This window comes from Pedobacter sp. ISL-64 (genome assembly GCF_018613605.1).
In the GTDB taxonomy this organism is placed as follows: domain Bacteria; phylum Bacteroidota; class Bacteroidia; order Sphingobacteriales; family Sphingobacteriaceae; genus Pedobacter.
Window position 1 is genome coordinate 421,472 of the sequence record NZ_JAGGPU010000001.1, and the last position, 24,691, is coordinate 446,162.

Consider the following 24,691-nt stretch of genomic DNA (forward strand, 5'->3'; position numbering starts at 1 on the left):
GGGCGGTGGTATTAGGTTTCTTCAGTTTTACTTATCTTTCCAAAACAATATAATATCCATGCAAAGCTACCTACAATCCTTTAATATTCTTTCGCCGGCAGAAATTGATGTTTTTACAGCAAACGCTACACCAAGAACATTAAAAAAAGGAGAATTCTTTATTACCGAGAATAAAATTTGTAAGGAAGTCGCTTTTATAAAATCGGGGATTTTGCGTTCATTTTATACATCAACCAGCGCAGAAGAATATACCTATTGCCTTACTTTTCCCAATCAGTTTATGACAGCATATTCATCTTTGATTACCGGAAACCCAACTGTAGAAAATATTCAGGCCATGAGTGATGTAGATTTATTGATCATTAAAAAAGAAGTTATAGATATTTTGACCGAATCGAGCATTAATGGGCTGAGATTATTCAAAACAATAGCTGAACAGCAATATATTCATTTAGAGAATCGTGTGTTTATGTATCAAAAAGATGCAGCCAAAGCACGGTATATAGAGCTTTTTAAAAGTCATCCAGATTATATCAAACAAATTCCAGTAAAGTATCTGGCATCTTTTCTGGCCATTACGCCAAGACATTTAAGCAGACTGCGGAAAGAAATCATTTAAGGACATTTGTCTGCCTCTTGAGCGCAAGGCCTGTGTTAATTTTGTGTTGTAGATAAAACAACATGAAAAATATTTTAATCATTAATGGTCATCCAAATAAAGATAGCATCAATTTTGCGTTGGCTGAAGCCTATTATAAAGGCGCTAAAGATTCAGGTGCCAATGTTTCATTAATTCATCTCGCTGAATTAGTATTTAATCCCAGCCTGGCTTTCGGGTATCGCCAAAGGACGGAATTAGAGCCCGATTTGCTGTCAAGTTTGGAAAAAATCAAAGCTGCTGATCATTTGGTTTGGGTACATCCTGTGTGGTGGGGTGGCATGCCTGCGATAATGAAAGGTTTTATCGATCGACTGTTTCTACCAGGTATTACTTTTCAGTATCGCGAAAATAGTGTTTGGTGGGATAAGCTGTTAAAGGGAAAAACGGCAAGAATCATTACGACACTAGATCAGCCTTCTTGGTATTATTGGTTATCGTTCGGTCGCCCTAGTGTTAACCAGTTAAAGAAAAGTGTACTTCAGTTCTGTGGGGTAGATCCGGTAAAAGTTACTTATGTAGGAATTATCAAAAAATCAACTGAGAAACAGCGTCTAAAATGGCTTTCTGAAGTTTATAAATTAGGTAATCGCTTGCGTTAAGTGTTTGTAATTCAGTTTAATTGTTAATCAGATATCTCTTTTTTTGTCAGTATTTTTTCATAAAACCTTTGGGAATAAAAAACTAACAATTGCATGGCAATTAATTTTGCGTTCAGCTTTAATTTTGTGTTTTTGCAAGCAAACTAATCATCCCAAATCATGATTAATAAAGGGTTATCCAAAATGGGTATATTTTTATTAAATATGCTCTCACTGTTGCCGCTATTTATTTTATACAGATTGGCGGATGTTTTTTATGTGTTAATATTTTATGTTTTTGGTTACCGCCGGAAAGTGGTTAAAGAAAATCTGGTTAATGCATTCCCCGAGAAAAATACTACAGAAATTAATACCGTAGAGAAACGTTTTTATAAGTTTTTTTCTTCACTTTTTATTGAAGTGATTAAAATGAAAAGCATTTCTGAAAAGGAATTAAATAAAAGGGTAAAATTTAAAAATGCCGATCTGGTAGAAGCTTATCTCAAAAATAACGAAAGTGTGCTTTTCTGTTCATCACATTATGGCAATTATGAATGGGTGTGCATGGCTATTGGCTTAAACTTTTCTGGCAAACATTACCCAATTTATAAACCGTTGAGCAGCGAAGCTTTTGATAATTGGTTTTTGACCATGAGAAGCAGGTTTGGCAACCATATGGTGTCTATGCGTCAAACTTTAAGGGCTATTCAATCGAGTAAAAATGAACCGACCATGTTTACTTTTGGAAGCGATCAGGCACCTTCAAAAGATGAATCGAATTACTGGACAACTTTTTTAAATCAGGAATCTTCCATCCAGTTAGGGGTTGAGAAAATAGCCAGAAAAACAAACCGCCCGGTGTTTTACCTCAAAATAAATTATTTAAAAAGAGGCTATTACGAAGTAGATTGTGTGCCGATCTGTTTAAACCCAGCAGAAACTGCTGAATTCGAAATCACCGAAATGCATACGCACTTTTTAGAGGATATGATCAAAGAAGCACCGGCTTACTGGTTATGGAGCCACCGCAGATGGAAATATAAACCTGAGCAAAAGATTTCAGAAATCATCAAAAAAGATCAGAACATAATGGATGCCATGGCTTAGGCTAATCCATTTGTCTAAATATGAAATCTAACATTTTCGTGGCATAATTTTTTAAGGTGCTTTTTAAATTAGCACTATAAAATTTCTGGTATGATTAAAAAGGGGATTTCCCATTTGGGAGTATTTTTTTTAGGCGTATTATCTCTGCTCCCATTATCTGTTTTATACATTTTGGCCGATGGAGCTTATTTACTACTGTATTTTGTTTTCGGCTACCGACGTAAAGTTGTTCGGGAAAATTTATTAAATGCACTTCCTGATAAAACATTACAAGAGATTTTGGTTATCGAAAAACGCTTTTACCGGTACCTCGCTTCGCTGGTCTTCGAGATTATTAAAATGAGCAGTATCTCAAAAAAAGAAATCGAAAGGCGTTTCATATTTAAAAACAAAGAGCAGGTTCAGGAATATTTAGATCGAGGAGAAAGTGTGTTGATCTGTGCAGCACACTATGGTAACTGGGAGTGGGGAACTTTGGGTATAGGGCTTAACTTTTCTGCAGATCATTATCCAATTTACAAACCCTTAACAAATTCGACAGTTGATCATTGGTTTAAAAAAGTACGTAGTAAATTTGGCAATAAATTAATTGCCATGCGGCAAACCATACGGGCTTTGCAGGCGAGTAAAGATAAACCGAGCATATTTAGTTTTGGGAATGACCAGGCACCCTCAAAAGACGAGTCGCATTATTGGACAAGTTTTATGCATCAGCCCAGCTCCGTTCAGTTAGGGATTGAAAAAATTGCAAAACGTACTAACCAGCCTATCTTTTATTTCAAAATCAATGTGCTTAAACGTGGTTTTTACATGGTAGATTGTGTGCCCCTTTGTTTAAATCCGGCCGGGACCGCTGAATTCGAAATTACTGAAATGCACACCGGTTTTTTGGAAGAAATTATCAGGGCAAAGCCCGAGTATTGGCTTTGGAGCCATAAAAGGTGGAAGTATAAACCTAAACATCAACTTCTTTTTACCACAAATGAATTGCTGAAGCAGGCATAATTTCCTAAATATTTTATATTTGTTGGTATAACGCCTACCCATGAAAACCTTCAAAAAAATATTACTGTTCCTGATCTATGCATTTTTTTTATCGCTGTTCGCACTGTTTCTCTGGAAGCCTTATCTGTTAAATGTATTAAAATATAGAACACCTGGTGCTGAAACATATAAAATTTTCCCACAGGAAATTTCACTTAAAAGTGATTCTGCCTTTCATTTTATCAGATCGGCCAGGCAACGGAACGATTTAGATACACTTCATGTTCTGGATGGAAATAATCAATCTGTTCCATTGAAAGAATATTTAAAAAATGGAGCGGTCAACGCTTTTATCGTGATCAGGAATGACAGTGTTTTATACGAAAAATATGATAAAGGTTATCGTGATAGCACCTTAACTGCCATTTTTTCTGGTGCCAAAAGCATGGTTTCTATTATGATCGGACAAGCATTAAATGATCATAGCATTAAAAGTTTAAACGAGAAAGTAACCGAGTATATTCCCGAGTTAAAATCAAATCCAGCTTTTCAAGAGATCACACTAAAAAACCTATTAGATATGAAATCCGGCCTGGAGTTTCAGGATGCTGTAGGTGGGATTGTTAAGGCATTTTTTTCTGATGAAGCCAAATATTATTATACGGATGATATGGAAGCCCAATTGATGAAAGTTAAACTGGTGAATAAACCCGGCACGGTTTGGAAGTACAAAAGCATCGATCCGATTGTGTTGGGCTGGGTTTTGCAAAAGGCAACTGGTAAATCGGTAGCGCAATATTTTGAAGCGAATGTATGGAAACAGATCGGTACGCAATATAACGCCACCTGGGGATTAGATCAGGTTAACGGTTTAACAAACACTGCAAGTCGCTTTCAGGTTACGGCTATCGATTTCGCCAAAATTGGTCGATTATATTTAAATAAAGGCAAATACAAGGGGAAACAGATTGTTCCAGAAAGCTGGGTAAATCAATCGATAAATATAGGTGCCGAAAAACCTGCATCGGCAAAAGGCTGGCAAAAATCAGCCCATCACTATCTTTGGTGGGTTCCACAGGAAGGTGATAACGGCGATTATGCTGCAGAAGGCATGCTCGGCCAAAGGTTGTACATTGATCCGAAAACAAAAACCATTATTGTTCAGTTTGCCGATCACGGCGCAGGGAATTATCCCTATCGAAAAATCAGCCGGTATTTGAGTGGATTGCCATTTAAATACCCTAGGCCTTAACCGCAAAGTACGCTAAGAAATGGACGCAAAGAGCACTGTGCAATACGCAACTTTGTATTCTTTGCTGAAAACTTTGTGCCCTTTGCGGTTAAATTTTTAAATAGTACATTGCCTCTACATGGAAAATAACGATGTAAGAATTTCGAAAAAGAAGCCGATTTTTCCGGTAACTCCTGCTTTGCAGAAATATTTACGTACTTACCAGCGCGAAGCAAAATTGCCCATCGGTTATAATGATTTAATGCAGTTTAACGAAGCTTTTCCTTTAATGGATAAGTTTGGGAAGGACTCGCTCTGGGAAGGGCCGATTTATGCACAGGATTTAATTGAAACTTTGCATGATGGTTTAAAGGAAATTTATGCAAACTTAAAAGCATCTGGCAATCTGCGGATTGTGGAGCATAAATACATTGATAAAATAGAATATTGCACCTTCGGAAATACCCATCCATTTCGTATCCGCATTGTAAACCGTTTAAATGATGTTTACGATTATTTCTATATTAAAAAAGCCGATGCTTCGCGGATTTATGGCTTGGAAATGGAAGAAATCCTTTCACCCAATCAGGTAAATTATCTTGTTGATGGCAATACCTTAGTGGAAGAACATATTGCGGGGATTCCGGGGGATGTTTTTACAAAAGGACAATTATATACACCTGAGTTTAATCCGACCAGGATAGCAAAAGAGTTCGTAAAGTTTAATGAACGTTGTTTGATTATGCTTTTGGGTGATATGCGAGCGTATAATTTTGTGGTACAGATTACACCCGATTTTGATGATATTCAGTTTCGTATCCGTGCAATAGATTTCGACCAACAGTTTTACGAAGGGAATTTAAAGGTTTATTTGCCCCAGTTTTTTAAAGAGAACTTGCCATATGTAAAAATGAGCATGGAGCAATTAACTGAGAAAACCGTACTTCAATACCAACAAGAAGAACGCTCGTCTATTGTGCACCGTGTAAGAAGCGAACGGCACCGTCTAACCGATCTCCGTGATGTTTCTAATAAGGAAGAATTAACCACACCTGAGAACATCGCGCTGCTAAAACAGAGTATGAGCGATTATTTTAAGGATACAAATTATTTGCGCTGTAAAACCATGACCGATATTATTGAATTGAACATTAAAAATATTATTAGGCAGGTTAAGTTATAAATTTATAAGTGCTGTCAGATGGTAACATCTGACGGCACGAGGAAAAGACAAAATAAAAACGGCTGACAATTTGCCAACCGTTTTTGAGTGAATCTAGAAAGAGCGTCCAAAGTTTTTAGGCGTGCTGCCCTTCGTGAACACCTTCGGCAAATTCCTCTACAATTTTATCGTTAAAAGCAGGTAAATCTTCTGGTGTACGGCTCGTAACCAAACCTTGGTCTACAACCACCTCCTCATCTGACCAAAGTGCACCTGCATTGATCAGATCCTGTGAAATATTTTTTACCGAGGTCATTTTTCTGCCTTGAACCACATCTGCATTAATTAAGGTTTGAGGTCCATGACAGATTGCTGCAACTGGTTTCCCATCGGCAAAGAACGATTTTACAAAGGCTATCGCATCTTCGTTAACACGAAGCTGATCAGGATTGATAACACCGCCCGGTAAAAGCAAACCATTATAATCTTCGGCATTTGCTTCAGAAATGGTTTTGTCTACATCAACTTCTATCGACCAATGATCATGGTCCCAGGCTTTTATTTTTCCGCTTTTTGAGGAGATAATGTGAACGGTTGCGCCCTCTTCTTTTAACCTTTTAACTGGCTCGGTTAATTCTACTTCTTCAAATCCGCTTTCTGTAAGTACAGCAATAGTGCGGTTACTTAATTGTCCCATAATCTTTAAATTTTTAATAGGTAATGTATTAAAGACAGTTCGGGGAAATTATTGTTTTTAGAAATTTGAGATTAAGGTGGTATCTTTTATTCCAATCCATTTAACAAATTCCATAGGGGGGCGTCATCTCGACTGAAGTGCAACGAAATGGAGAGATCTTTGAACTAAATTAATTTACATAGATTTTTCGACTGCGCTCGAAATGACGATACTTCGATAATTAATATATTGAGCTAAAATACCTAGTCGTTAGTCCTACGGTGTTTTACAAAATACAAGGCCAAATTACCTGCAATAATGATGTGGTGAAAAATATTGGGTACTAAACCATAATATTTAGTAAAAATGTTAAACCGTTCTTTTAAGCTCTCGCGGTGTTTTTTCTTACTCATGCCACCAACCAGGTATTTCGCTACATAACGGTGAACATTAACAATATTAGATGCCTTTTTTGCCGCTTTGATGATCCAATCAATATCTGAACTGTACTTATAAGTTAAATCGTATGGTGTAATAATACTGCGGCGGATATAAATGGCTTGGTGGCTAATGTTCATGCCGTATTTAAAGCTGGTCCAATCAAATTCTTCGGGTGCTTCGTGCCTTCTGCGGCCTAAATTTTCCCAGTTATCATTGTACATTTCCGTTTCCCCGTAATAAATGTCGGCACCAGGGGCAGAGGCAAAAACATCCTCAACGGTATGTTCATCATAAATCTCATCACCTGAGTTCATGAATAATACATAATCTCCCGTAGCCAGTGCTAAACCTTTGTTCATGGCATCGTAAATGCCTTTATCCGGTTCAGATACAATTTTTGTAATCTGATCTTTGTAACGTTCAACAACCTGCAAAGTGCCATCTGTAGACGCCCCATCAATTACTATATATTCAATTTTTTTATAGGTCTGATTAAGGATAGACTGGATAGTGCGTTCGATATCGCGAACGTTATTGTATACAATGGTAATGACAGTTAGCTTTGGCATGTTAGTCCATTAATTTTTTAAAGGTTTCTGCATCGGGGATCAAACCTTTAAATGCTTTTGGTAATATTGCACTGGTTTTGTAGGTAGAAACACCCATCGCTTTATTAAAATCGCGGAACGAAAACTCTACAATCTTATTTTTCTTTTCTTTGCAAAGTATTATGCCTATTGAGGGTTGCTCATGTGGTTGTTTAATGTATTCATCTAAAGCAGATAAATAAAAGTTCATTTTACCTAAATATTCGGGTTTAAATTTCCCGGTTTTAAGTTCAAAAACAACCAAACATTGTAAACGGCGGTTAAAAAATAAAAGATCTAAAAAATATTCTTCGTCTTCAACAATCAATCTATACTGGTTGCTGATAAATGCAAAATCAGTTCCTAACGACATTAATAACTTTTTGATATTTCGTACAATGCCACTTTCTAAAACACGTTCATCCTCTTCATCAACATCTTCTATATTAATGAAATCCAAGAGGTATTCATCTTTGAAAGATTGGAGTGCTTTGTTCCTTGTTTCTTCGTTGGTAATCGTTTTTGAAAAATTGTTAGGTAAACTGCCAGAATTACTATATGACTTATTTTTGAGGTGATGTTTTAATGTACTTACACTCCAGAATTCTATGGCCGCTTTTTGAATGTAATACGTTTTTTCCTCAATTGAATTTGAACCTTGTAAAACTTCGATGTGGTGAGTGAAACTAATATTGAAAAATGTTTTTTGAAATTGGTCCGTTACTGATGGACTAAATTCAATTTGCTTAATATCCGTGTGTTGTGATTGGTCCGTTATTGACGGACTAATTAGTATATGCTCTTCCCAAGATTCAAAAAAGAACCTCATCCGTTTAATATTTGTTCCAGAAAATCCTCTTAAGCCAGGTAATTCGGTCTGTAGATCAGCAGAAAGGTTGTCGATAACCTTTGCGCCCCATTTCTCTTTCTTTATCTTTTCTGAAATGAATTTACCAACTGTAAAATATAATAGCAAAAGTTCTTTATTTACTAAAGTAGCAGCTTTATACCGACTCGATAAAATAGCTGATTTTAATGCTTTAATACTTTCAGAATAATTTGTGATGCTTTCCATTTAACAGTTTCAGTCGCTATAAATTTAATAAAGATTGACCAAATTTTTGTTTGTTGGAAAGAAAATTAGATTTTGCCAATTGAATTGTAAATAGAACTGTGAAACTTTATTAGAAGGTTGAGCTTATTTCGGTTGCAGATCAATCAGTGTTTCGTAAAGATGGATATGCTCGGCAGCGATTACTTCTTCCGAGAAATCTGTTAAAATACTTAATCTGGCCGCTTTTTGGATTTCTTCTTTATTTGGACGGTGGTACAGCCACTCAATGCCGTTTGCTAAATCTTCCGCATTTTGATACTCTGCGAGATAGCCATTCTGCATGTGTTTCACCATATCAGGTATGCCACCAGTAGTAAAAGCAACAACGGGTGTAGCGCACGATAAACTTTCCATCACGGTATTGGGGAGGTTATCTTCCAATGATGGCGTAATAAATGCATCTGCAGCAGAATAACATTTCGCTAAATGATCATCTTTATTAATGGTGCCTAAAAAAGTGGTTTTGAAAGGAAATTCGGGCATTTCTGCATTTTCCTTATTTCCGAAAATAACCAATTCAATATTTCCTTTTTGTATTCCAGGCCTACGCGATAAAATTTCTAAAGCTTCGATTAAATAGGGGGTTCCTTTATGTTTGTCGTTTTTTGAAGGCATAAATCCGCTCATTAGTACAAACTTATCAGGATTGATCTTTAAGATTTTTTTCGCCTCCGATTTAACATAAGGTTTGAAAATTTTTGTTTCAATCGTATTTGGGATAACTGTAGCTTTCCTGGTGCCCAACAAACTGCTGAACTTTACAGATGCAGCCATCCATTTGCTAGGCGCCACAATGTGGAAATTCAATTCGGTATAAGCTTTTTGTTTACGTACCCAGGTTTTGTGCGAAATATCATTTTTGCCGCTTATTTTTAAAATCGGGCAATTACCGCATTGTTGGTGAAAATTTTCGCATCCATAACGCACATGGCACCCACCTGTAAAAGCGTTGCTATCATGAAAAGTCCATACAATTGGCTTTTCCAGTTCATCAAGCTGCGCCAAAAACTTAGGATTTAAGAAACCGTGGTTTACCCAATGTAAATGGATAATGTCGGCATTTTTAACATCCGGATGATTAATTACTGAACGGCCAAACCACTGCAAACTGAAAGGTGTTTTTATCGATTTGCTGAGCCATTTTGCATAATATCTTTCAGATAAGATGTTATAAATGGCTTTGGCTTTTTGAAAAGGCGACTTGCTAAAGGTATCTATCTTCGGGTTTTGACCAAATTTATAGTAAACCAATACTTTTGAATCGATTCCACTGGCCTTTAAGGCATCACTTAAACGCAAACAGGCACGCCCTGCTCCGCCATTTCCATCATAGGTATTTAGGTGTACTACTTTCAAATCAATCAAAAATACATTTTATTGTTTACGAATATAAAATCTGTTGTGTATTTTCATGTATCAAAGCCAAACAAAATAAATTATGATCAAATCCCTGTTAAAATCGCTAGCGACACTAGCATTTTTGTTGTCTATCCATTCATTTGCTCAAGGGCAAACCTACTTTGCTGCATACCCTGCTTTAACGCCCGATGCACAAACAATAGTATTCAGCTATGATGGTGATATTTGGAAAGTACCCGTAAAAGGAGGTGTGGCTTCGAGGGTTACAGCCATGCAGGGTGAAGAAATTAATCCGAAAATATCTCCTGATGGGAAATGGATGGCTTTTTCATCAAACCAGTTTGGTAATTACGACGTGTATGTTATGCCTTTAACAGGTGGAGATATTAAACAATTAACTTTTAACGATGCTGCGGATGAAGTAGACAACTGGAGCTGGGATTCGAAAACAATTTATTTCACATCTGGGCGCTATAATTCTTTTTCAAGCTATAAAGTAAGTGTAAACGGTGGCACGGCCGTCCGTTTATTCGATAATTATTTCAATACCACGCACCACATCGCCGAATCGCCAAGTGGTGAACTGTTTTTTAACGATACCTGGGAGAGTTACCGATTTGCAAACCGCAAACACTATAAAGGAGCCTATAATCCAGATATCCAATCGTATAACCCAAAATCGAAAAGCTATAAACGTTATACCGATTATATCGGGAAAGATTTCTGGACCAGTGTTGATCAAAAAGGGAATGTTTTTTTTGTATCAGATGAAGGCAATGAGGAATACAATTTGTACACTTTTATCGGGGGCAAGAAAACAAGCCTGACTAATTTTGATACTTCCATTAAACGCCCCTTTGTTTCGGCCAATGGAACTACGGTTGTGTTTGAGAAAGATTATCAATTGTACACCTACGATGTAGCTTCGAAGAAAACCGAGAAAATCAATATCAGTACTTCACGTAACCAGGTGTTGAGTAAAGAGCAAGAGTATGATGTGCGTGGAAATATCTCAGCATTCGATGTTTCTACTGACGGGAAAAAAATGGCTTTTATTTCACGTGGTGAAGTATTTGTAAGCGATGCAGACGGAAAATTTATCCGTAAGATTACCAACAGTGGTGAGCGTGCTTTAGAATGCAAATGGCTGGCCGATAACAAAACGATTTTGTTCAGCCAAACAGCTAATGGTTATCAGAACTGGTTTACCATTACCGGTGACGGAAAAGGATCGGTAAAACAGCTGACAAAGGATAAAGCAAATGTACGCGATATCACTTTAAACAAAACCAAAACCATGGCCGTGTACCTGAGTGGCAGAAACGAGCTCAAGCTGATGGATCTTAAAACTTTTGATGCCAAAACTTTGGTGACCGACGAGTTTTGGGCCCTACAAAGTGCAGCACCAAGCTTTTCGCCAAATGATGAGTATGTGCTTTTTACGGTGTACCGGAATTTCGAGCAGGATATTATGGTGCATCAAATCAAGGGTAATAAAACCATCAATTTAACCAATACAGGTGTTACCGAAACAGGGCCTGCGTGGTCGCCCGATGGCAAATATATTTTCTTTACCAGTGCCCGTACCAAGCCGTCTTACCCAACGGGAATGCAGAATGCACACATTTACCGTATGGCATTGAATAATTATGACGAACCTTACCGTTCTGATAAGTTTGATGACCTGTTTAAAGAAACCAAGCCTGCACCAACCGAAGTTAAGCCTGCAATAACTGATAATAAAAATGATAAAAAAGCAAAAACAGATACAGCTAAAAAGAAGACCGAGGTAAAACCTACGCCAAAACCAGCAAATGTAATTACCATTAATACGCAGGATGTTTTAGATCGCATAGAACTGGTTGGTCCTGCATTTGGCGGCCAATTTGGAACGGATGCTTTTGCCAAAGGCGACAAAACCTATGTGTTTTACTCCTCTAACCATGAGGGAGGCGCACCAGGTCTTTATCGCACTACTATTGAGCCTTTTGAAGCCAATAAAACTGAAAAAGTTGCCGATGGGGGCGATTACTCGATTGTATCGACTGGTGATAAATTTTTCGTTTTATCAAGAGGAGCGATCAACAAATATACCTTGGAAGGGAACAAGCTTGACCGCGTAGACCACGGTTATAAATTTACCAGAAACCTGAATGCCGAGTTTAACCAGATGTTTTACGAAACCTGGGTAGGTTTAGATGAGAATTTTTATGACGAAAAATTTCATGGCGTAGACTGGGATAAAATGAGGACACGTTACGCAGCTTATCTGCCCTATGTGAACAACCGTAGTGACTTGAGGATTTTATTGAACGATATGTTGGGCGAACTAAATTCTTCGCACATGGGCTTTAACAGTGCGGGGGCAGAGGAACGCAAAAACCTTACTTACATCACCAACGAAACAGGAATCATCTTCGATAATGAAAATCCTTTAAAAGTTGAACGCATTGCCGCTAAAAGTAATGCAGCCCGCACCGGAACCAATATTTTGGCAGGAGACATTCTTACAGAAGTAAACGGCGTTAAGGTAGATGAAGAAATAGACCGCGATTATTATTTTAGTAAACCATCATTGGATAGAGAAATCACTTTGACCTTTAAGCGTAACGGAAAAGATGTTTTTGTAAACGTACATCCAGAAAGCTCAAGCACTTTGCGCGGAAATCTTTACGATGAGTGGATCGCTCAAAACCATAAAAATGTCGATAAATGGAGCAACAACAGGATTGCTTATTCTTATATGAAAAACATGGGGGGTGGCGAATTGGAAACTTTCTTATTGGATATGGTTGCGCAAGAAGAAAATAAGGAGGCCATTATCCTCGATCTGCGCTATAATACCGGAGGGAACGTACATGATGATGTGCTAAAATTCCTTTCTCAGCGCCCTTATTTACAATGGAAATACCGCGGCGGTAAAATGGCTCCACAAAGTAATTTTGGTCCGGCAGCGAAGCCAATCGTGTTGCTAATTAACGAACAATCTTTAAGTGATGCTGAAATGACGGCGGCAGGGTTTAAACAATTAAAATTGGGTAAGATTATCGGTACGGAAACCTACCGTTGGATTATTTTTACTTCTGCTAAAGGCTTGGTTGATGGTTCTTCTTACCGTTTACCATCGTGGGGCTGTTATACCATGAATGGCAAAAACATCGAAAAGGAGGGCGTTAAACCCGATATTTTTGTGAAAAATACTTTCGAAGACCGCCTGACAGATAAAGATCCTCAGCTCGAAAAAGCAGTGGCTGAGATTTTGAAGGACCTTAAATAAGGTTAATCGGAAGAAGGGTTAACCGGTTAAGTGTTTAAATCGGTTAATTGTATATAGCATGGTGCTGTCTACGATTAACCAATTTCACAGTTTAAACAGTTAACCACTTTAACAATTAACCAAATTTTTCCGTTTCTTTGGGATTGGAATTATTTAAAACATGGCAAATTTATTAACCGACAGGGCTTTTTGGGTAAATTATTGGGAAAGTAAGAAAGGACTAGCTGTTCAGTTACCTTCAAATTATTTATTTCATCAACAACTGGCTGATGTTATTCAGAAAGATAATGTTAAAACGGCCATCGAATTGGGCGGTTTTCCCGGTTATTATGCCGTATTCCTGAAAAAATATTTTCAACTTGATGTTACCCTTCTCGATTATTTTGTTCATCCACCGGTTGTAAATGAGCTTTTAGAAAAGAACGGATTAACGGAAAAGGATATCCATATTATTGAAACCGATCTTTTTAATTACACGCCCGAAAAGCAGTATGATCTTGTACTAAGCTGCGGTTTAATCGAACACTTTAACGATACTGCCGATATTATTAACCGTCATATTGCTTTTGTAAAACCAGGTGGCACTTTGTTTATCACGTTGCCAAATTTTAAGGCGGTTAACGGCTGGTTTCAAAAGAATTTCGATAGAGAAAATTATGATAAGCATAATATCGATAGCATGGATCCCGCGTTATTGAAATCTATCTGCGAGCATGCCGGACTTAAAGAAGTAAAATCTGGTTATTTTGGTCGTTTTAGTGTATGGCTGGAAAATGAAAGCCAGAAATCTGCAGGCGTTCGTCTATTTAAGAAAGTAGTTTGGCTAACCGGAAAAGTATTTACGAAGATTATTCCGTTCGAAAGCAAAAATCTATCACCTTATATTATCTTAGTAGCGAAAAAAATATAACGCGCTATGTCAATCAGTTGGGGTTACTCGCCTAAAATTGAAAAATATATTCCTTTGGCCGATTTTCCGGCAGATAAATACCTAATTATTGCCAGGCAGGCAATCGAAAATCTGGGCTGGAAGTTAAGTCACTTATCGGAAACCGGGATTATTGCTTATACACCATTATCATTTCAATCCTATAGTGAGGAGATCTCGATCCGTATTATCCGCAATTTCGCCGTAGTAAAAAGCGAATGCGTAGGCATTCAACTGCTTTTAAATGATTATGGGAAGAATGATTCAAACCTCGAAAAGTTCTTTCATGAATTTGAATACGTGGAGTATCACCTAAAGGATTCGTGGAATGAAATTAGGGTCAAATTCCATGAATTAGTTGCCACTTCCGATGGTACTTATTTTGAAAAGGCCCCATTAGCCATTAAAAATAAGATCAAAAATGTTTTCTTCCTGTTTTTTCCTCAAAAGGGTTATATCGTTACCCCAATCCTGGTTGCATTGAATGTTCTGTATTGGGTTTTAATAACGTTTGTAACATTTGTTTACAGGCAATACTTACTAACACAAGCCTACCAAACAGGTTCTAAAGAAAGTTTTGTTGAAAAAATACAAACCTTATTGGTTTATTTTGGTGTGAGCAATAAATTCCTGGTGCTTGATGGGCAATATTGGAGACTAATTTCGAGCTTGTTTATCCATGGGTCGTTTTCTCATCTGTTTTTTAACATGTACGCATTAATCTATTTAGGGTTAATGGTTGAAAATAAATTAGGTTGGAAAAAATTCTTAACTATTTATTTGTTAAGTGGCATTTGTGGCGGATTTATCAGCTTGCTTTTTCACGAAGTGGGTTATATTTTTGGCGCTTCTGGTGCGGTTATGGGAGTAATGGGTGCACTTATAGCACTTTTGCTCAATAAATATTTTGAGAAAAATGCAAGCCGGGCATTGTTGATCAGTACAGTTTTTGTAACTGCGATAATTATTTTAAATGGATCATTATCTAAATCAACTGATAATGCAACACATATTGCAGGTATGATAGCTGGTTTTATAATCTGCTATATTTTTAGCTTTAAATTACAAAAGCAGCCCTGGCAGAATACTCAATTGCGTTATGCAGGCGTGTTTGTTTTATTTATTGCTTTTTCGTTTGGAGTAGCCTTTTTTACTCCGAATTATCAAACGCAACAATACAAGAAGCTAAGGGATAGTTTTAGCGATAACCTGATTTCCTTTAATCAGCTTTTATATTTGAAAGCATCCTTATCAAAAGAGGAAAAACTTAGAGAAGTGAACGATTATGGCATTATCCCCAGCCAGAATAACCTGCAAATTATCAAACAGATGAAGCCTCTTAAGCTTAAAGATTTAGAGGCTTACGATCGTTCGAAGAAAGCAGAAATTGCAAAAAAAATGTCTCTTGCTGTTGCTTTGATGTTAAGGGATATTCAAGCTGATAGCGTATCAAAGTACAGTAAACAAACATCCAAAGAAATATCCAATGTTGCAGAACTCACTTTCAAACTTAGTGATAGCTTAAGCAGGGCAAATCAAATTAGTTTGTGAATTTATATATCCCAATTTCACTTAGCGTAATACAAACCGGAGATTTAGTTATGGTTATTTTTACTTTATTAGTTGTAACGGGACTCTCCAATTTAATCAAACGTTTCGCGCCGATGCTCGTGCCGTCGTAAACTTTTTTCCATGCATTGTTTTCAAATACCTCGATGGTGTAAGCCTCTATTCGCTGACCCAAGGGAATATACTCTTGTAGGCTAATGATATCAAAGGTTTTAGCTGTTTTTAAATCTACTTCTAAACTTGCCTGGCGGATATCATCCTGTGTTGCCCAGTAACTTTCCCTTTTACCATCAAGCAGGGAAGTAACATCATACTTTTTGCCTCTACTGTTGCTCGCTTTAATTTGGGCATTTTTGGCCAGGTTATTCTCGAAAGTATGTTTAACCATGTCGCCAAAAGTTTTCAGTGCAGCAACATCATCCTCGTGAAGTTGTCCACGGGTATCGGGTGCTAAACCAAGATCTAAACCTGCGCCACGGCCAACACTTTTTAAGTATAGATCGAACAGTTTTTCTGGGGTTTTAGGTTTTTGGTTGGCATGGTAAAACCACCCTTTTCTTAAAGGAACATCACATTCTGCTGGCATCCAGAATTTACCGTTTCGTATTCCTTCAGGACTTTGCGGATAATTTGCCTGACCGGGAACGGCTTCATTTTTCCCATCAGGCGCCATCGGTGTAAAAGTAGCCCAAGAGGTTGGCGCTGCGTGACCATCTTCATTACCTACCCAGCGGATATCCAAACCTATATCGCTAAAAATATTGGCCATGGGCTGCATTTTACGGGTAATGGCCCAGGTATTTTTCCAATCGTAATAGGTAGTGTTATCTATCGAGCGTTTTTCTTTTGCACCACCATAATAGCCATCACCACCATTAGCACCATCATGCCAGCTCATAAAAAGTTCGCCAAAATTGCTGTAAAGTTCTTTTAACTGGGCCTGATAAATGGCCAAATATTTATCGGTACCATAAAGCGCGTTGTTCCTGTCCCATGGTGAGCAGTATACCCCAAACTTTAAACCGTTTTTACGTACAGCCTGCTCCACTTCTTTAACTAAATTTCCTTTGCCTGCTCTGAAAGGACTTTTACTTATATTATAATCGGTCGTTTTGGTTGGCCATAAAGCAAAACCATCATGATGTTTTGCAACTAAGATGATGCCATTTAATCCACCGGCCTTGGCTGCTTTAATAATTTGATCGGCGTTGAAATCTGTTGGGTTAAATGTTTTCGGGTCAGCATCACCAAAGCCCCATTCTTTGTTTTCGAATGTAGTTGGCGTAAAATGGATTAGGCCGTAAACTTCAATATCATGCCAGGCCAGTTGCCTTTTTGATGGTAGTGCACCGTAAGGTTTAGGCGGTGTTTGGGCGTAAATTGCCGTTGTTAAGAATAGAAAAAAAATTAATATGTATTTCATCATCATTATAGCTTAGATCCACCTAAAGTACAAAAAAATACCAGCTGAAGGAAAAGAGTTAACCAATATTTAACCTCTTGAAAATGTAAACACGAAATTATTTTTACATCTTGATCGTTACATGGATTCACCAAACATTTAATTTCAGTTTACGTTAATTAATTATGAGCGCTTTTATCCAGAATCCTCCCGATGGAGGTACAATGTATACTGAAACTAATCTTAGCCAGCTTTTTCCTGAGCCATTTAATACTATAACAAGTTGCTTTTTTTTAGCTATTGCAGTGTATTGGACAATAAAAATTTGGGGGAATTTTAAACAGCATACTTTTCTGACCATTGCCCTGGTTTTACTTTATATAGGTGGAATTGGAGGCACCACTTATCATGGATTGAGGCGTTGGCCAATTTTTATTATGATGGACTGGATGCCGATTATGCTCTTATGCCTTTCAGCCGGGGTTTACTTTCTTTCCAAACTAACCAAGTGGTATTTTGCCGTTTTAATTGTAGCCGTTTATGCTTTCTTTCAGTTTTACGTGCGACGGCTCTTTAGCAACGGCGATTTCCAGATCTTCATCAACATCAATTATGCTTTTATGGCTGCACTGGTTTTATTTCCGGTATTTGGGTACTTGATTAAAACAGAGTGGAAAAACGGCAAATGGGTTGGCTTTGCCCTAATTGCTTTCATATTCGCGCTAACTTTTCGAATTGCCGATAAATGGGATGTATTTACAATTGGTACTCACTTTTTATGGCATACTTTCGGGGCTGTGGCCTCTTTCTGTATGCTGAATTATATTTATTTGGTTAATCTGAAAAAAGCCAGATCTTCATAAATATTCATTCCTAAAAGGTGTAAATTGTTTGCCTTAGTTAAATATATAACTATTGAAATGAAAAAAATATTGATTTTATCTGCCCTGATATTGAGCCTAAACTTTGCGTCTCATTCACAAAGTCTTTTAAAAATAAAGTTGGATCCGTTGCTGCAGCAAGTACGGGGTTTCGATGCGGCAAGTTTAACCTCTGGTATTATTGGTAAACTTACTCCTGCCTTAAGTTTAACTCCGGTTCAAAAACCAACCGTAACTACAATTGTGAAAGATTTTCTAGTGCAGAAAGCAACCATTATGGCTACTCAAAAAACAGATCCTGCTGCTTATCAAAACAAATTTGGTAAATTGTTTTCTGGATTGAAATCGAAACTGGGAACTGCTTTAACGGTTGCGCAATTGGCCAAGTTTACTGCTTTAAAACCTGCTGCTCCAAGTGCAAGCAATGTGCTTTCTCAGTTGTTTTATTAGAGGGGAATGAAAGGTTGAGCCCGCTGCCTAATCGTTCAGTAAGCTCAGCCTTGATCTTAGAATTTAGAATGAGCCTTACTGTAGTCTAGTTTCTTTTGTCCGCCTATGGCATATTCAATGCCGCCCCATAAATGGTTCTGGAATTTATCTTCTGTCCAGCCTTCTTTAGTATGGCCCATACAGGTATAGAAAGCCCTTCCGCCATCAAAATTGTGGTACCAGCTAAAAGGATGGAAATTACCATTTTTACCGCCGGTATACGATTTCTCATCTAAGGTAATCAGCACTTTAATATCTGGATTGATATCTTTAAAGTTATATAGCTCATCTTTTCTCATCCAAACTGAATCGGTAAAAAACTTGGTTGAAGGATGTTTTTTGTCTTTAATGATAAATTTAGCTTCCTGTACAGCTGGGTGACTGATGAAATAAGCGCCGGCCAATTTGCCGTACCAAGGCCAATCGTATTCAGTATCGGTTGCGGCATGGATGCCCACATAACCTCCACCAGCCTGGATATATCTTTCGAAGGCTATTTGTTGTTTATTGTCTAAAACATCGCCTGTAGTATTTAGAAAAATCACAGCAGCATATTTTTTAAGATTATCTTCTGTAAACAGATCGGCATTTTCCGTGGTATCTACATCAAAGTGATGCTCGGCGCCCAATTTTTGGATAACATCTTTTCCGGTTTCAATAGAATTGTGCCTAAAGCCTTTGGTTTTGGAAAAAACTAAAACTTTTGCCGATTTCTTAGCGGTGGTATAGCTTTGGAATAAAAAAACGGATACAATTAATAAACATAGGGACAGGTACTTTTTCATTTTTGCTGACTTGGTTAGTGATGAATATTGAGCTTTAAATTTAAGAAAGTTGTTTGATAATTTCTATACATCTTTCTTCAACCTGCCTGCAAACAGGGTTAAACAGGGCATTATTCCAATATGGGTCTGTAACTTCGTCGTTATCAAGAAAAAGTTTAACCTTTTTTCGCTCTTCTTCGCTTTTAGCAAGGTTTTTAACATCAGCTAAATTATTCTGGTCCATAACCAAAATCAGATCGTATTTAGCAAACATGGAGCGGTTAAATTGTTGTGCCCGCTGTTTGCTGATGTCGTAACCTAGCGCTTTCGCCGCTGAAATACTCCTGTGATCGGGGGCTTTGCCGATATGCCAATTACCCGTTCCTGCCGAAGCAATTTCCCAATTTAAGTTCTGTTTATCTGCCAGATGGCGCATAATGCCTTCGGCCAAAGGTGAACGGCAGATGTTACCAAGGCAAACCATTAAAATTTTCAATACTATTTAGATTTTGCTGTAAATATATAAGTAACGGTGTAGGTTGTTCCATCCTTCTCAAAAGTATATTTTTGAATGATATTTGTCCCGTTTAAATTTACAGTTTCTGTATTGCCGAAACCAGTATTTAGCGTGATTTCATTCCCACTTTTTGTCCATTTGGCATTTTGAAAGGAAAACATGTCGCATAATGGACCTGTGGAGGTGAAGGCATAAGATCCGTTTGATGAAAAACTTAATGCGTAATTGTTGTTTAAACAAGAACTAGGTCCTGAAAGCGTCATGAAATTGCTGCTCGATTTTCCGTTTACGGTTAAAACAGGACTAACAGTTGCCGATTGCAAGGGCCATTTGTAACTTGTAATATCGTCAATTGCAAGAGTTTCTTTCTTTTTACAGGCAAATGCCAGGCATAGGGTTAAGATAAGTAGTAATTTTTTCATCAGTTTATAATTGATTTTGGTATACATCAGATAACGAAACTAGCTTCTGATATGCTACAACGGATGAAAAAAAAGCCCCAAGCTTTTTAGCGTTGGGGCATCGAGAATATCTAAAATATTATCCGTAGATGTCGTTTAACATTTTCGCCAATCGAACACCACCTTTTAATAGCTGTTCGTTAAGGGTATCAACCCAATCAAAATTGTAGCGATAGCTTAATTTAGCATCCGGTTTGGTGGTATCGTAAATTTTATTGCAAATGCCGTACGATTCGTAAATACAATCTTTAAGGCCTGTGTTTTGCCAGTTATACAGCTGAATTGCTGAAGGGTGATTAATTGCTTTCGCATATTCTGTATAGCTCAACTGCTGATATTCGATAAGTTGTTCATCCCAAACCCTGTGGATATTCGATTTTTCATTGAACCATAACACCGAAATGCGGTTACCACCCAAATCATCTTTACGGGCAACATGCATAGGCTGACATAAATCGCCCGCCAGGTGTACCAACATACGTAAAGCCAATTTCTTTTCGGCTGCAGTGCTGCTTGCTTTCTTTAATACAGCAATTAGATCAAGTATTTTGTTGTAAAGATTAGGTGATTTTTCAGTTTCTAAAAAGTTGTAAACGCCTTCTTTGTTCAGTCCCGCCGGAAGATTAACAAAATGCCAGTTATACATGTAATTGTAGGTAGAGTCTGATTTGATAAAATCGCCCCAGTTGGCACTCATGGCCAAAGTTTCATAACCTAAAATGCCCTGAATAGCCTTGCGTGTTTTAGCTTTTAAGTAACTATCGGCAATTTCGCCAACTACCCTGTGACCAATAGTTCCCCAGGCATTTGCCTGAATTGGTAGATAAGCTAAAAAACCAAAAACTAGCGCAATGGTTAATTTCTTTTTAATTGATGTTAAAATCATTTTATAATTCTTTTTGGATGCAGGTAATTTTTTCTTTGAGGGTTAATTTGATTTCGCGTTGGTCACTTAAACTTTCTAACAATAATGTATCTGCAGATTTCTTTTTGATCAGGAAGTTCTTGTCGTATCGGCCAATGCGGTAACATCCCGATATTTTTTGTTTATGGTTAGCGTGTGTAAAGGTGGCACCAACAAATAGGGTATCGCCTTTAACTACATAAACGCCTCTGGCATATTCTTTCCAAATGCCATTGTTGTAGCAAGAATCTTCGTAAAAATTTACTTTGCTGTGGGTAACCATATCAATATAAACAGAATCGCAGGTAAATTTGAAATGGTGCTGTGTGTAGTTGCTCAGTTTATTGCTAAAAGCGACGGAATCTTCATTCCAAACGCCTTGCATAAAATCTTCACCTTTGCCCTGTATATTAGGCCGCGGACTACAAGCTACATGTAAGATAGATAACGTAAAAAGGATGATGTAGAAATTCTTTAAACCCTGGTGCAGCTTGTTCATTGTATTGTTAATCGATGCTTTTAGGAAACTGATCGTTAAATAAAGTGTTCTTTTTAACGGTATTGAAAACCAAAATTAAAAAGCCCGCCGCGAAACAAATATTGGCTAGTGCACCGATAATACCGATTAAAGTATAGTATTTTGAAACTTCAGTATAGGGGATATTCCTGCTACTAATCCATAGTGGCAATAGAATATAAAATAAGTGTATCAGTATACCAATTCCTGAGCCTATGGTCATTAAAATGGCCTCAACTACATTTTTTTTTGCTAAAAAATAGCAGCAGGTTCCAAATACAATGCATGGAGCTATAACAGATAACACGCTCATGAGTATAGAGAGTACTGAATTCATTTTGTCTATGTTTTAATTAATCGTATTGATTTGGATCTGTAATTATTGCAGTTAACAAAGAGGTTGTGGCATAAAATACTTTCACTCGGATTTGTCACGTTGAGCCTGTCGAAACGTTTTACTATAAGTTTATAATAGGTCCTTCGACAAGCTCAGGATGACAAATTTTATATTTTATAGCATCTTTGAAAATTAATTATTTCAAACTGCCAACCATATCTTCCGGGCGAACCCATTCATCAAACTGTTCGTTGGTTAACAAGCCCAATTCTACAGCTGCAGCTTTTAAAGTTTTATTTTCTTTATGTGCCTTCTTCGCAATTTTAGCGGCGTTTTCATAACCCACATGCGGATTTAAAGCCGTAACCAACATTAAAGAGTTTTGTAAATGTTTCTCAATTTCTGGCAAGTTAGCGGTGATTCCTTCCGCACATTTATCGGTGAAAGAAACGCAGGCATCGCCAATTAAGCGGGCCGACTGTAGTACATTAGCCGCAATAAGTGGTTTAAACACATTAAGTTCGAAATGGCCGCTCATCCCACCCACTGAAACCGCAACATCGTTACCGATTACTTGTGCACAAACCATAGTTAAAGCTTCTGGTTGCGTAGGGTTAACTTTACCTGGCATAATTGAAGATCCTGGTTCATTATCAGGAATTACAATTTCGCCAATACCACAACGTGGGCCAGAGCTTAACATTCTTACATCGTTTGCTACTTTCATTAAAGCAACCGCAGTACGTTTTAAAGCACCAGAAAGCTCTACCATTGCATCATGCGCTGCCAAGGCTTCAAATTTATTTGGAGCCGTAACAAATGGTAAACCGGTTAAATCAGCAATTTTTTTAGCCACTAAAACATCGTATCCTTTTGGTGTATTTAAGCCTGTGCCAACGGCGGTACCACCTAAAGCCAGCTCGGCAACCATAACCAAAGCATTTTTAATGGCCCTGATGCTGTTATCGATCTGTTGTACATAACCCGAAAATTCCTGTCCTAAGGTAAGTGGAGTAGCATCCATAAAGTGTGTACGCCCGGTTTTAACGATCGAACTGAATTCTTCTACTTTTTTGGCTAAAGTATTTCTTAATTTTTCTAAACCCGGAATGGTGTTTTCTACAGTAAGTTTATAGGCTGCAATGTGCATTGCAGTTGGGTAAGTATCGTTTGATGACTGTGATTTATTTACATCATCGTTAGGGTGAAGTACTTTTTTATCATCAGCTAATGAACCACCGTTAATTACATGGGCACGATTTGCAATCACTTCGTTACCATTCATGTTGCTTTGTGTACCCGATCCGGTTTGCCAGATTACCAAAGGAAATTGATCATCTAACTGTCCAGCAATAATTTCATCACAAGCTTTAGCGATTAAATCGGCTTTTTCTGCTGATAATACACCAAGTTCGGTATTGGCAAGCGCAGCTGCTTTTTTCAGGTATCCAAAAGCATGGATAATTTCTTTTGGCATCGAACCTTCTGGCCCAATTTTGAAGTTATTGCGTGAGCGTTCGGTTTGTGCACCCCAGTATTTGTCGGCTGGTACCTGCACCTCGCCCATGGTATCGTGTTCTATTCTGAAACTCATTATATTTTTGATTTTTATTGTCGCAAATTTAGGTTTTTTGCCTTTTAAAGCGTTGGATTTATGTAAGATATTTAATGGATAACAAAATATATCGCCGAAATGTCTGTATTCCTTTTTATTCTTCATCATTAATGTACAAACTTTTATCCTGGCTAGCCGCTTCTACCAATGAAATCATATTCATACCTTTACCGCAAATATGCAGGGATTAGTTATTAAATCTACAGGGAGCTGGTATAGTGTTTTGGCCGATAATGGCGGACGCTATGATTGCCGGATTGTAGGTAAATTCAGGATTAAAGGACTTAAAACCACCAACCCGATTGCGGTTGGCGACAGGGTGAAATTTGATCTGGAACGGGATAGCAACCAGGGTTTGATACACGAAATGCTACCACGTAAAAACTACATCATCCGCAAATCGATCAACCTAAGTAAGCAGGCGCAGATATTGGCTGCAAATTTGGATATGGCAATGTTGGTGGTTACGCTGGCTTCGCCCCGTACATCTTTAGGTTTCATAGATCGTTTCCTGGTTACGGCCGAGGCTTACGATGTACCTGCGGTTTTGGTGTTTAATAAACTCGATCTGTTTAGTAAAGAGGGTTTAGAAATTCTTCAGGAGTTTAAAGAGATATACGAGCGTATTGGTTATGCCTGTTACGAAGTTTCGGCTTTAAAAGGCATTAATATTCCGGTTATTCAGGAATTGATTACCAATAAAATTACACTGATATCTGGTCACTCGGGCGTTGGGAAATCGAGTTTGATTAATGCATTATTGCCCGATCGTGATTTAAGAACGGGGGAGGTTTCGGACTGGAGCGATAAAGGGCAGCATACCACTACTTTTGCCGAAATGTTCGAATTACCACAGGGCGGTTTCATTGTCGATTCTCCCGGAATTAGAGAATTGGGTGTGATTGATATCGAAAAAGAAGAACTAGGTCATTTTTTTAGAGAAATCTTTAAAACCTCGCACAATTGCCGTTTTAACAACTGCAGGCACATTAACGAGCCCGGCTGTGCTGTTTTAGCCGCGGTAAACGACGGCGAAATTGCAGTTTCAAGGTATGAAAGTTACCTGAGCATTTATCACGGAAACGATACTCGTCATTAATTGAGTGAGGAGTCGAAAGGTCAGAAGATAT

At 37.8% G+C, this 24,691-nt stretch carries 24 protein-coding genes; 12 read left to right on the forward strand and 12 right to left on the reverse strand.

The window, feature by feature from the left end:
- Positions 1–58 precede the first annotated feature (58 nt).
- The 6 genes from J7E57_RS01890 (at position 59) to J7E57_RS01915 (ending at position 5,744) form a co-directional block, all read left to right on the forward strand.
- Positions 59–619, forward strand: a complete 561-nt coding sequence (locus J7E57_RS01890; protein ID WP_215130027.1) for a Crp/Fnr family transcriptional regulator — start codon at positions 59–61, stop codon at positions 617–619.
- A 62-nt stretch (positions 620–681) separates the two neighbouring features.
- Positions 682–1,260, forward strand: coding sequence for an NAD(P)H-dependent oxidoreductase (locus J7E57_RS01895; protein WP_215130029.1), 579 nt, complete (start codon positions 682–684; stop codon positions 1,258–1,260).
- A 159-nt stretch (positions 1,261–1,419) separates the two neighbouring features.
- Positions 1,420–2,346, forward strand: a complete 927-nt coding sequence (locus tag J7E57_RS01900; protein WP_215130031.1) for a lysophospholipid acyltransferase family protein — start codon at positions 1,420–1,422, stop codon at positions 2,344–2,346.
- A 90-nt stretch (positions 2,347–2,436) separates the two neighbouring features.
- The gene (locus J7E57_RS01905) at positions 2,437–3,351 is read left to right on the forward strand and encodes a lysophospholipid acyltransferase family protein (RefSeq protein WP_215130033.1); all 915 of its coding nucleotides are present in this window, start codon (positions 2,437–2,439) and stop codon (positions 3,349–3,351) included.
- Between the two features lie 40 nt (positions 3,352–3,391).
- Complete coding sequence (locus J7E57_RS01910) at positions 3,392–4,582, forward strand: serine hydrolase domain-containing protein (protein WP_215130035.1); 1,191 nt, start codon at positions 3,392–3,394, stop codon at positions 4,580–4,582.
- Positions 4,583–4,700: 118 nt separating this feature from the next.
- Positions 4,701–5,744, forward strand: coding sequence for a hypothetical protein (locus J7E57_RS01915; protein ID WP_215130037.1), 1,044 nt, complete (start codon positions 4,701–4,703; stop codon positions 5,742–5,744).
- 115 nt (positions 5,745–5,859) lie between these two features.
- On the opposite strand, the gene J7E57_RS01920 is transcribed toward J7E57_RS01915, so the two are convergent.
- The 4 genes from J7E57_RS01920 to J7E57_RS01935 all read right to left on the reverse strand — a co-directional run bounded on the left by J7E57_RS01920 (position 5,860) and on the right by J7E57_RS01935 (position 9,906).
- Positions 5,860–6,420: a type 1 glutamine amidotransferase domain-containing protein gene (locus J7E57_RS01920; RefSeq protein WP_215130039.1), complete on the reverse strand. Its 561-nt coding sequence runs from the start codon at positions 6,418–6,420 to the stop codon at positions 5,860–5,862.
- Positions 6,421–6,662: 242 nt separating this feature from the next.
- The gene (locus J7E57_RS01925; protein ID WP_215130041.1) at positions 6,663–7,409 is read right to left on the reverse strand and encodes a glycosyltransferase family 2 protein; all 747 of its coding nucleotides are present in this window, start codon (positions 7,407–7,409) and stop codon (positions 6,663–6,665) included.
- 1 nt (position 7,410) lies between these two features.
- Positions 7,411–8,502 (reverse strand): YhcG family protein, encoded by a 1,092-nt coding sequence (locus J7E57_RS01930; protein ID WP_215130042.1) that lies wholly within the window; start codon positions 8,500–8,502, stop codon positions 7,411–7,413.
- Between the two features lie 123 nt (positions 8,503–8,625).
- Positions 8,626–9,906, reverse strand: a complete 1,281-nt coding sequence (locus tag J7E57_RS01935) for a glycosyltransferase family 4 protein (RefSeq protein ID WP_215130044.1) — start codon at positions 9,904–9,906, stop codon at positions 8,626–8,628.
- 73 nt (positions 9,907–9,979) lie between these two features.
- On the opposite strand from J7E57_RS01935, the gene J7E57_RS01940 reads away from it, so the two are divergent.
- The 3 genes from J7E57_RS01940 to J7E57_RS01950 all read left to right on the forward strand — a co-directional run bounded on the left by J7E57_RS01940 (position 9,980) and on the right by J7E57_RS01950 (position 15,656).
- Positions 9,980–13,177 carry a S41 family peptidase gene (locus tag J7E57_RS01940; protein ID WP_215130046.1) on the forward strand — a complete coding sequence of 1,066 codons (3,198 nt, stop codon included), beginning with the start codon at positions 9,980–9,982 and terminating at the stop codon, positions 13,175–13,177.
- A 160-nt stretch (positions 13,178–13,337) separates the two neighbouring features.
- Entirely contained in the window at positions 13,338–14,087 is a 750-nt protein-coding gene (locus J7E57_RS01945) for a class I SAM-dependent methyltransferase (RefSeq protein WP_215130048.1), read from the forward strand.
- A 6-nt stretch (positions 14,088–14,093) separates the two neighbouring features.
- Entirely contained in the window at positions 14,094–15,656 is a 1,563-nt protein-coding gene (locus tag J7E57_RS01950; protein ID WP_215130049.1) for a rhomboid family intramembrane serine protease, read from the forward strand.
- Here the strand turns inward: J7E57_RS01950 and J7E57_RS01955 are convergent.
- On the reverse strand, positions 15,646–17,097 hold the full coding sequence (locus tag J7E57_RS01955; protein WP_215130050.1) for an alpha-L-fucosidase: 1,452 nt from the start codon (positions 17,095–17,097) through the stop codon (positions 15,646–15,648). The genes J7E57_RS01950 and J7E57_RS01955 overlap by 11 nt on opposite strands.
- A gap of 164 nt (positions 17,098–17,261) precedes the next feature.
- On the opposite strand from J7E57_RS01955, the gene J7E57_RS01960 reads away from it, so the two are divergent.
- A complete protein-coding gene (locus J7E57_RS01960; RefSeq protein WP_215130052.1) occupies positions 17,262–17,939 on the forward strand; it encodes a hypothetical protein in 678 nt (225 codons plus the stop codon).
- A 57-nt stretch (positions 17,940–17,996) separates the two neighbouring features.
- The gene (locus tag J7E57_RS01965; protein ID WP_215130054.1) at positions 17,997–18,407 is read left to right on the forward strand and encodes a hypothetical protein; all 411 of its coding nucleotides are present in this window, start codon (positions 17,997–17,999) and stop codon (positions 18,405–18,407) included.
- Positions 18,408–18,463: 56 nt separating this feature from the next.
- On the opposite strand, the gene J7E57_RS01970 is transcribed toward J7E57_RS01965, so the two are convergent.
- From J7E57_RS01970 to fumC, 7 genes are all read right to left on the reverse strand, one after another.
- The gene (locus J7E57_RS01970; RefSeq protein ID WP_215130056.1) at positions 18,464–19,231 is read right to left on the reverse strand and encodes a ThuA domain-containing protein; all 768 of its coding nucleotides are present in this window, start codon (positions 19,229–19,231) and stop codon (positions 18,464–18,466) included.
- 40 nt (positions 19,232–19,271) lie between these two features.
- Positions 19,272–19,706 (reverse strand): low molecular weight protein-tyrosine-phosphatase, encoded by a 435-nt coding sequence (locus J7E57_RS01975; RefSeq protein ID WP_215130058.1) that lies wholly within the window; start codon positions 19,704–19,706, stop codon positions 19,272–19,274.
- 2 nt (positions 19,707–19,708) lie between these two features.
- Positions 19,709–20,149: a hypothetical protein gene (locus J7E57_RS01980; protein WP_215130060.1), complete on the reverse strand. Its 441-nt coding sequence runs from the start codon at positions 20,147–20,149 to the stop codon at positions 19,709–19,711.
- Positions 20,150–20,267: 118 nt separating this feature from the next.
- Positions 20,268–21,074 carry a S1/P1 nuclease gene (locus J7E57_RS01985; RefSeq protein ID WP_215130062.1) on the reverse strand — a complete coding sequence of 269 codons (807 nt, stop codon included), beginning with the start codon at positions 21,072–21,074 and terminating at the stop codon, positions 20,268–20,270.
- 1 nt (position 21,075) lies between these two features.
- Complete coding sequence (locus tag J7E57_RS01990) at positions 21,076–21,591, reverse strand: fumarate hydratase (protein ID WP_215130064.1); 516 nt, start codon at positions 21,589–21,591, stop codon at positions 21,076–21,078.
- Between the two features lie 7 nt (positions 21,592–21,598).
- Positions 21,599–21,946, reverse strand: coding sequence for a hypothetical protein (locus J7E57_RS01995; protein ID WP_215130066.1), 348 nt, complete (start codon positions 21,944–21,946; stop codon positions 21,599–21,601).
- Positions 21,947–22,142: 196 nt separating this feature from the next.
- The gene (gene fumC / locus J7E57_RS02000; RefSeq protein WP_215130068.1) at positions 22,143–23,540 is read right to left on the reverse strand and encodes a class II fumarate hydratase; all 1,398 of its coding nucleotides are present in this window, start codon (positions 23,538–23,540) and stop codon (positions 22,143–22,145) included.
- A 199-nt stretch (positions 23,541–23,739) separates the two neighbouring features.
- On the opposite strand from fumC, the gene rsgA reads away from it, so the two are divergent.
- Positions 23,740–24,660, forward strand: a complete 921-nt coding sequence (gene rsgA, locus J7E57_RS02005; RefSeq protein ID WP_215130070.1) for a ribosome small subunit-dependent GTPase A — start codon at positions 23,740–23,742, stop codon at positions 24,658–24,660.
- Positions 24,661–24,691: the final 31 nt, after the last annotated feature.

Excerpts from the sequence above, each read along its gene's own strand:
- J7E57_RS01890 (WP_215130027.1), top strand. The coding sequence starts at position 59 with ATGCAAAGCTACCTACAATCCTTTAATATTCTTTCGCCGGCAGAAATT.
- J7E57_RS01895 (WP_215130029.1), top strand. The coding sequence starts at position 682 with ATGAAAAATATTTTAATCATTAATGGTCATCCAAATAAAGATAGCATC.
- J7E57_RS01900 (WP_215130031.1), top strand. The coding sequence starts at position 1,420 with ATGATTAATAAAGGGTTATCCAAAATGGGTATATTTTTATTAAATATG.
- J7E57_RS01905 (WP_215130033.1), top strand. The coding sequence starts at position 2,437 with ATGATTAAAAAGGGGATTTCCCATTTGGGAGTATTTTTTTTAGGCGTA.
- J7E57_RS01910 (WP_215130035.1), top strand. The coding sequence starts at position 3,392 with ATGAAAACCTTCAAAAAAATATTACTGTTCCTGATCTATGCATTTTTT.
- J7E57_RS01915 (WP_215130037.1), top strand. The coding sequence starts at position 4,701 with ATGGAAAATAACGATGTAAGAATTTCGAAAAAGAAGCCGATTTTTCCG.
- J7E57_RS01920 (WP_215130039.1), bottom strand. The coding sequence starts at position 6,420 with ATGGGACAATTAAGTAACCGCACTATTGCTGTACTTACAGAAAGCGGA.
- J7E57_RS01925 (WP_215130041.1), bottom strand. The coding sequence starts at position 7,409 with ATGCCAAAGCTAACTGTCATTACCATTGTATACAATAACGTTCGCGAT.
- J7E57_RS01930 (WP_215130042.1), bottom strand. The coding sequence starts at position 8,502 with ATGGAAAGCATCACAAATTATTCTGAAAGTATTAAAGCATTAAAATCA.
- J7E57_RS01940 (WP_215130046.1), top strand. The coding sequence starts at position 9,980 with ATGATCAAATCCCTGTTAAAATCGCTAGCGACACTAGCATTTTTGTTG.
- J7E57_RS01945 (WP_215130048.1), top strand. The coding sequence starts at position 13,338 with ATGGCAAATTTATTAACCGACAGGGCTTTTTGGGTAAATTATTGGGAA.
- J7E57_RS01950 (WP_215130049.1), top strand. The coding sequence starts at position 14,094 with ATGTCAATCAGTTGGGGTTACTCGCCTAAAATTGAAAAATATATTCCT.
- J7E57_RS01955 (WP_215130050.1), bottom strand. The coding sequence starts at position 17,097 with ATGAAATACATATTAATTTTTTTTCTATTCTTAACAACGGCAATTTAC.
- J7E57_RS01960 (WP_215130052.1), top strand. The coding sequence starts at position 17,262 with ATGAGCGCTTTTATCCAGAATCCTCCCGATGGAGGTACAATGTATACT.
- J7E57_RS01965 (WP_215130054.1), top strand. The coding sequence starts at position 17,997 with ATGAAAAAAATATTGATTTTATCTGCCCTGATATTGAGCCTAAACTTT.
- J7E57_RS01970 (WP_215130056.1), bottom strand. The coding sequence starts at position 19,231 with ATGAAAAAGTACCTGTCCCTATGTTTATTAATTGTATCCGTTTTTTTA.
- J7E57_RS01980 (WP_215130060.1), bottom strand. The coding sequence starts at position 20,149 with ATGAAAAAATTACTACTTATCTTAACCCTATGCCTGGCATTTGCCTGT.
- J7E57_RS01985 (WP_215130062.1), bottom strand. The coding sequence starts at position 21,074 with ATGATTTTAACATCAATTAAAAAGAAATTAACCATTGCGCTAGTTTTT.
- J7E57_RS01990 (WP_215130064.1), bottom strand. The coding sequence starts at position 21,591 with ATGAACAAGCTGCACCAGGGTTTAAAGAATTTCTACATCATCCTTTTT.
- J7E57_RS01995 (WP_215130066.1), bottom strand. The coding sequence starts at position 21,946 with ATGAATTCAGTACTCTCTATACTCATGAGCGTGTTATCTGTTATAGCT.
- fumC (WP_215130068.1), bottom strand. The coding sequence starts at position 23,540 with ATGAGTTTCAGAATAGAACACGATACCATGGGCGAGGTGCAGGTACCA.
- rsgA (WP_215130070.1), top strand. The coding sequence starts at position 23,740 with ATGCAGGGATTAGTTATTAAATCTACAGGGAGCTGGTATAGTGTTTTG.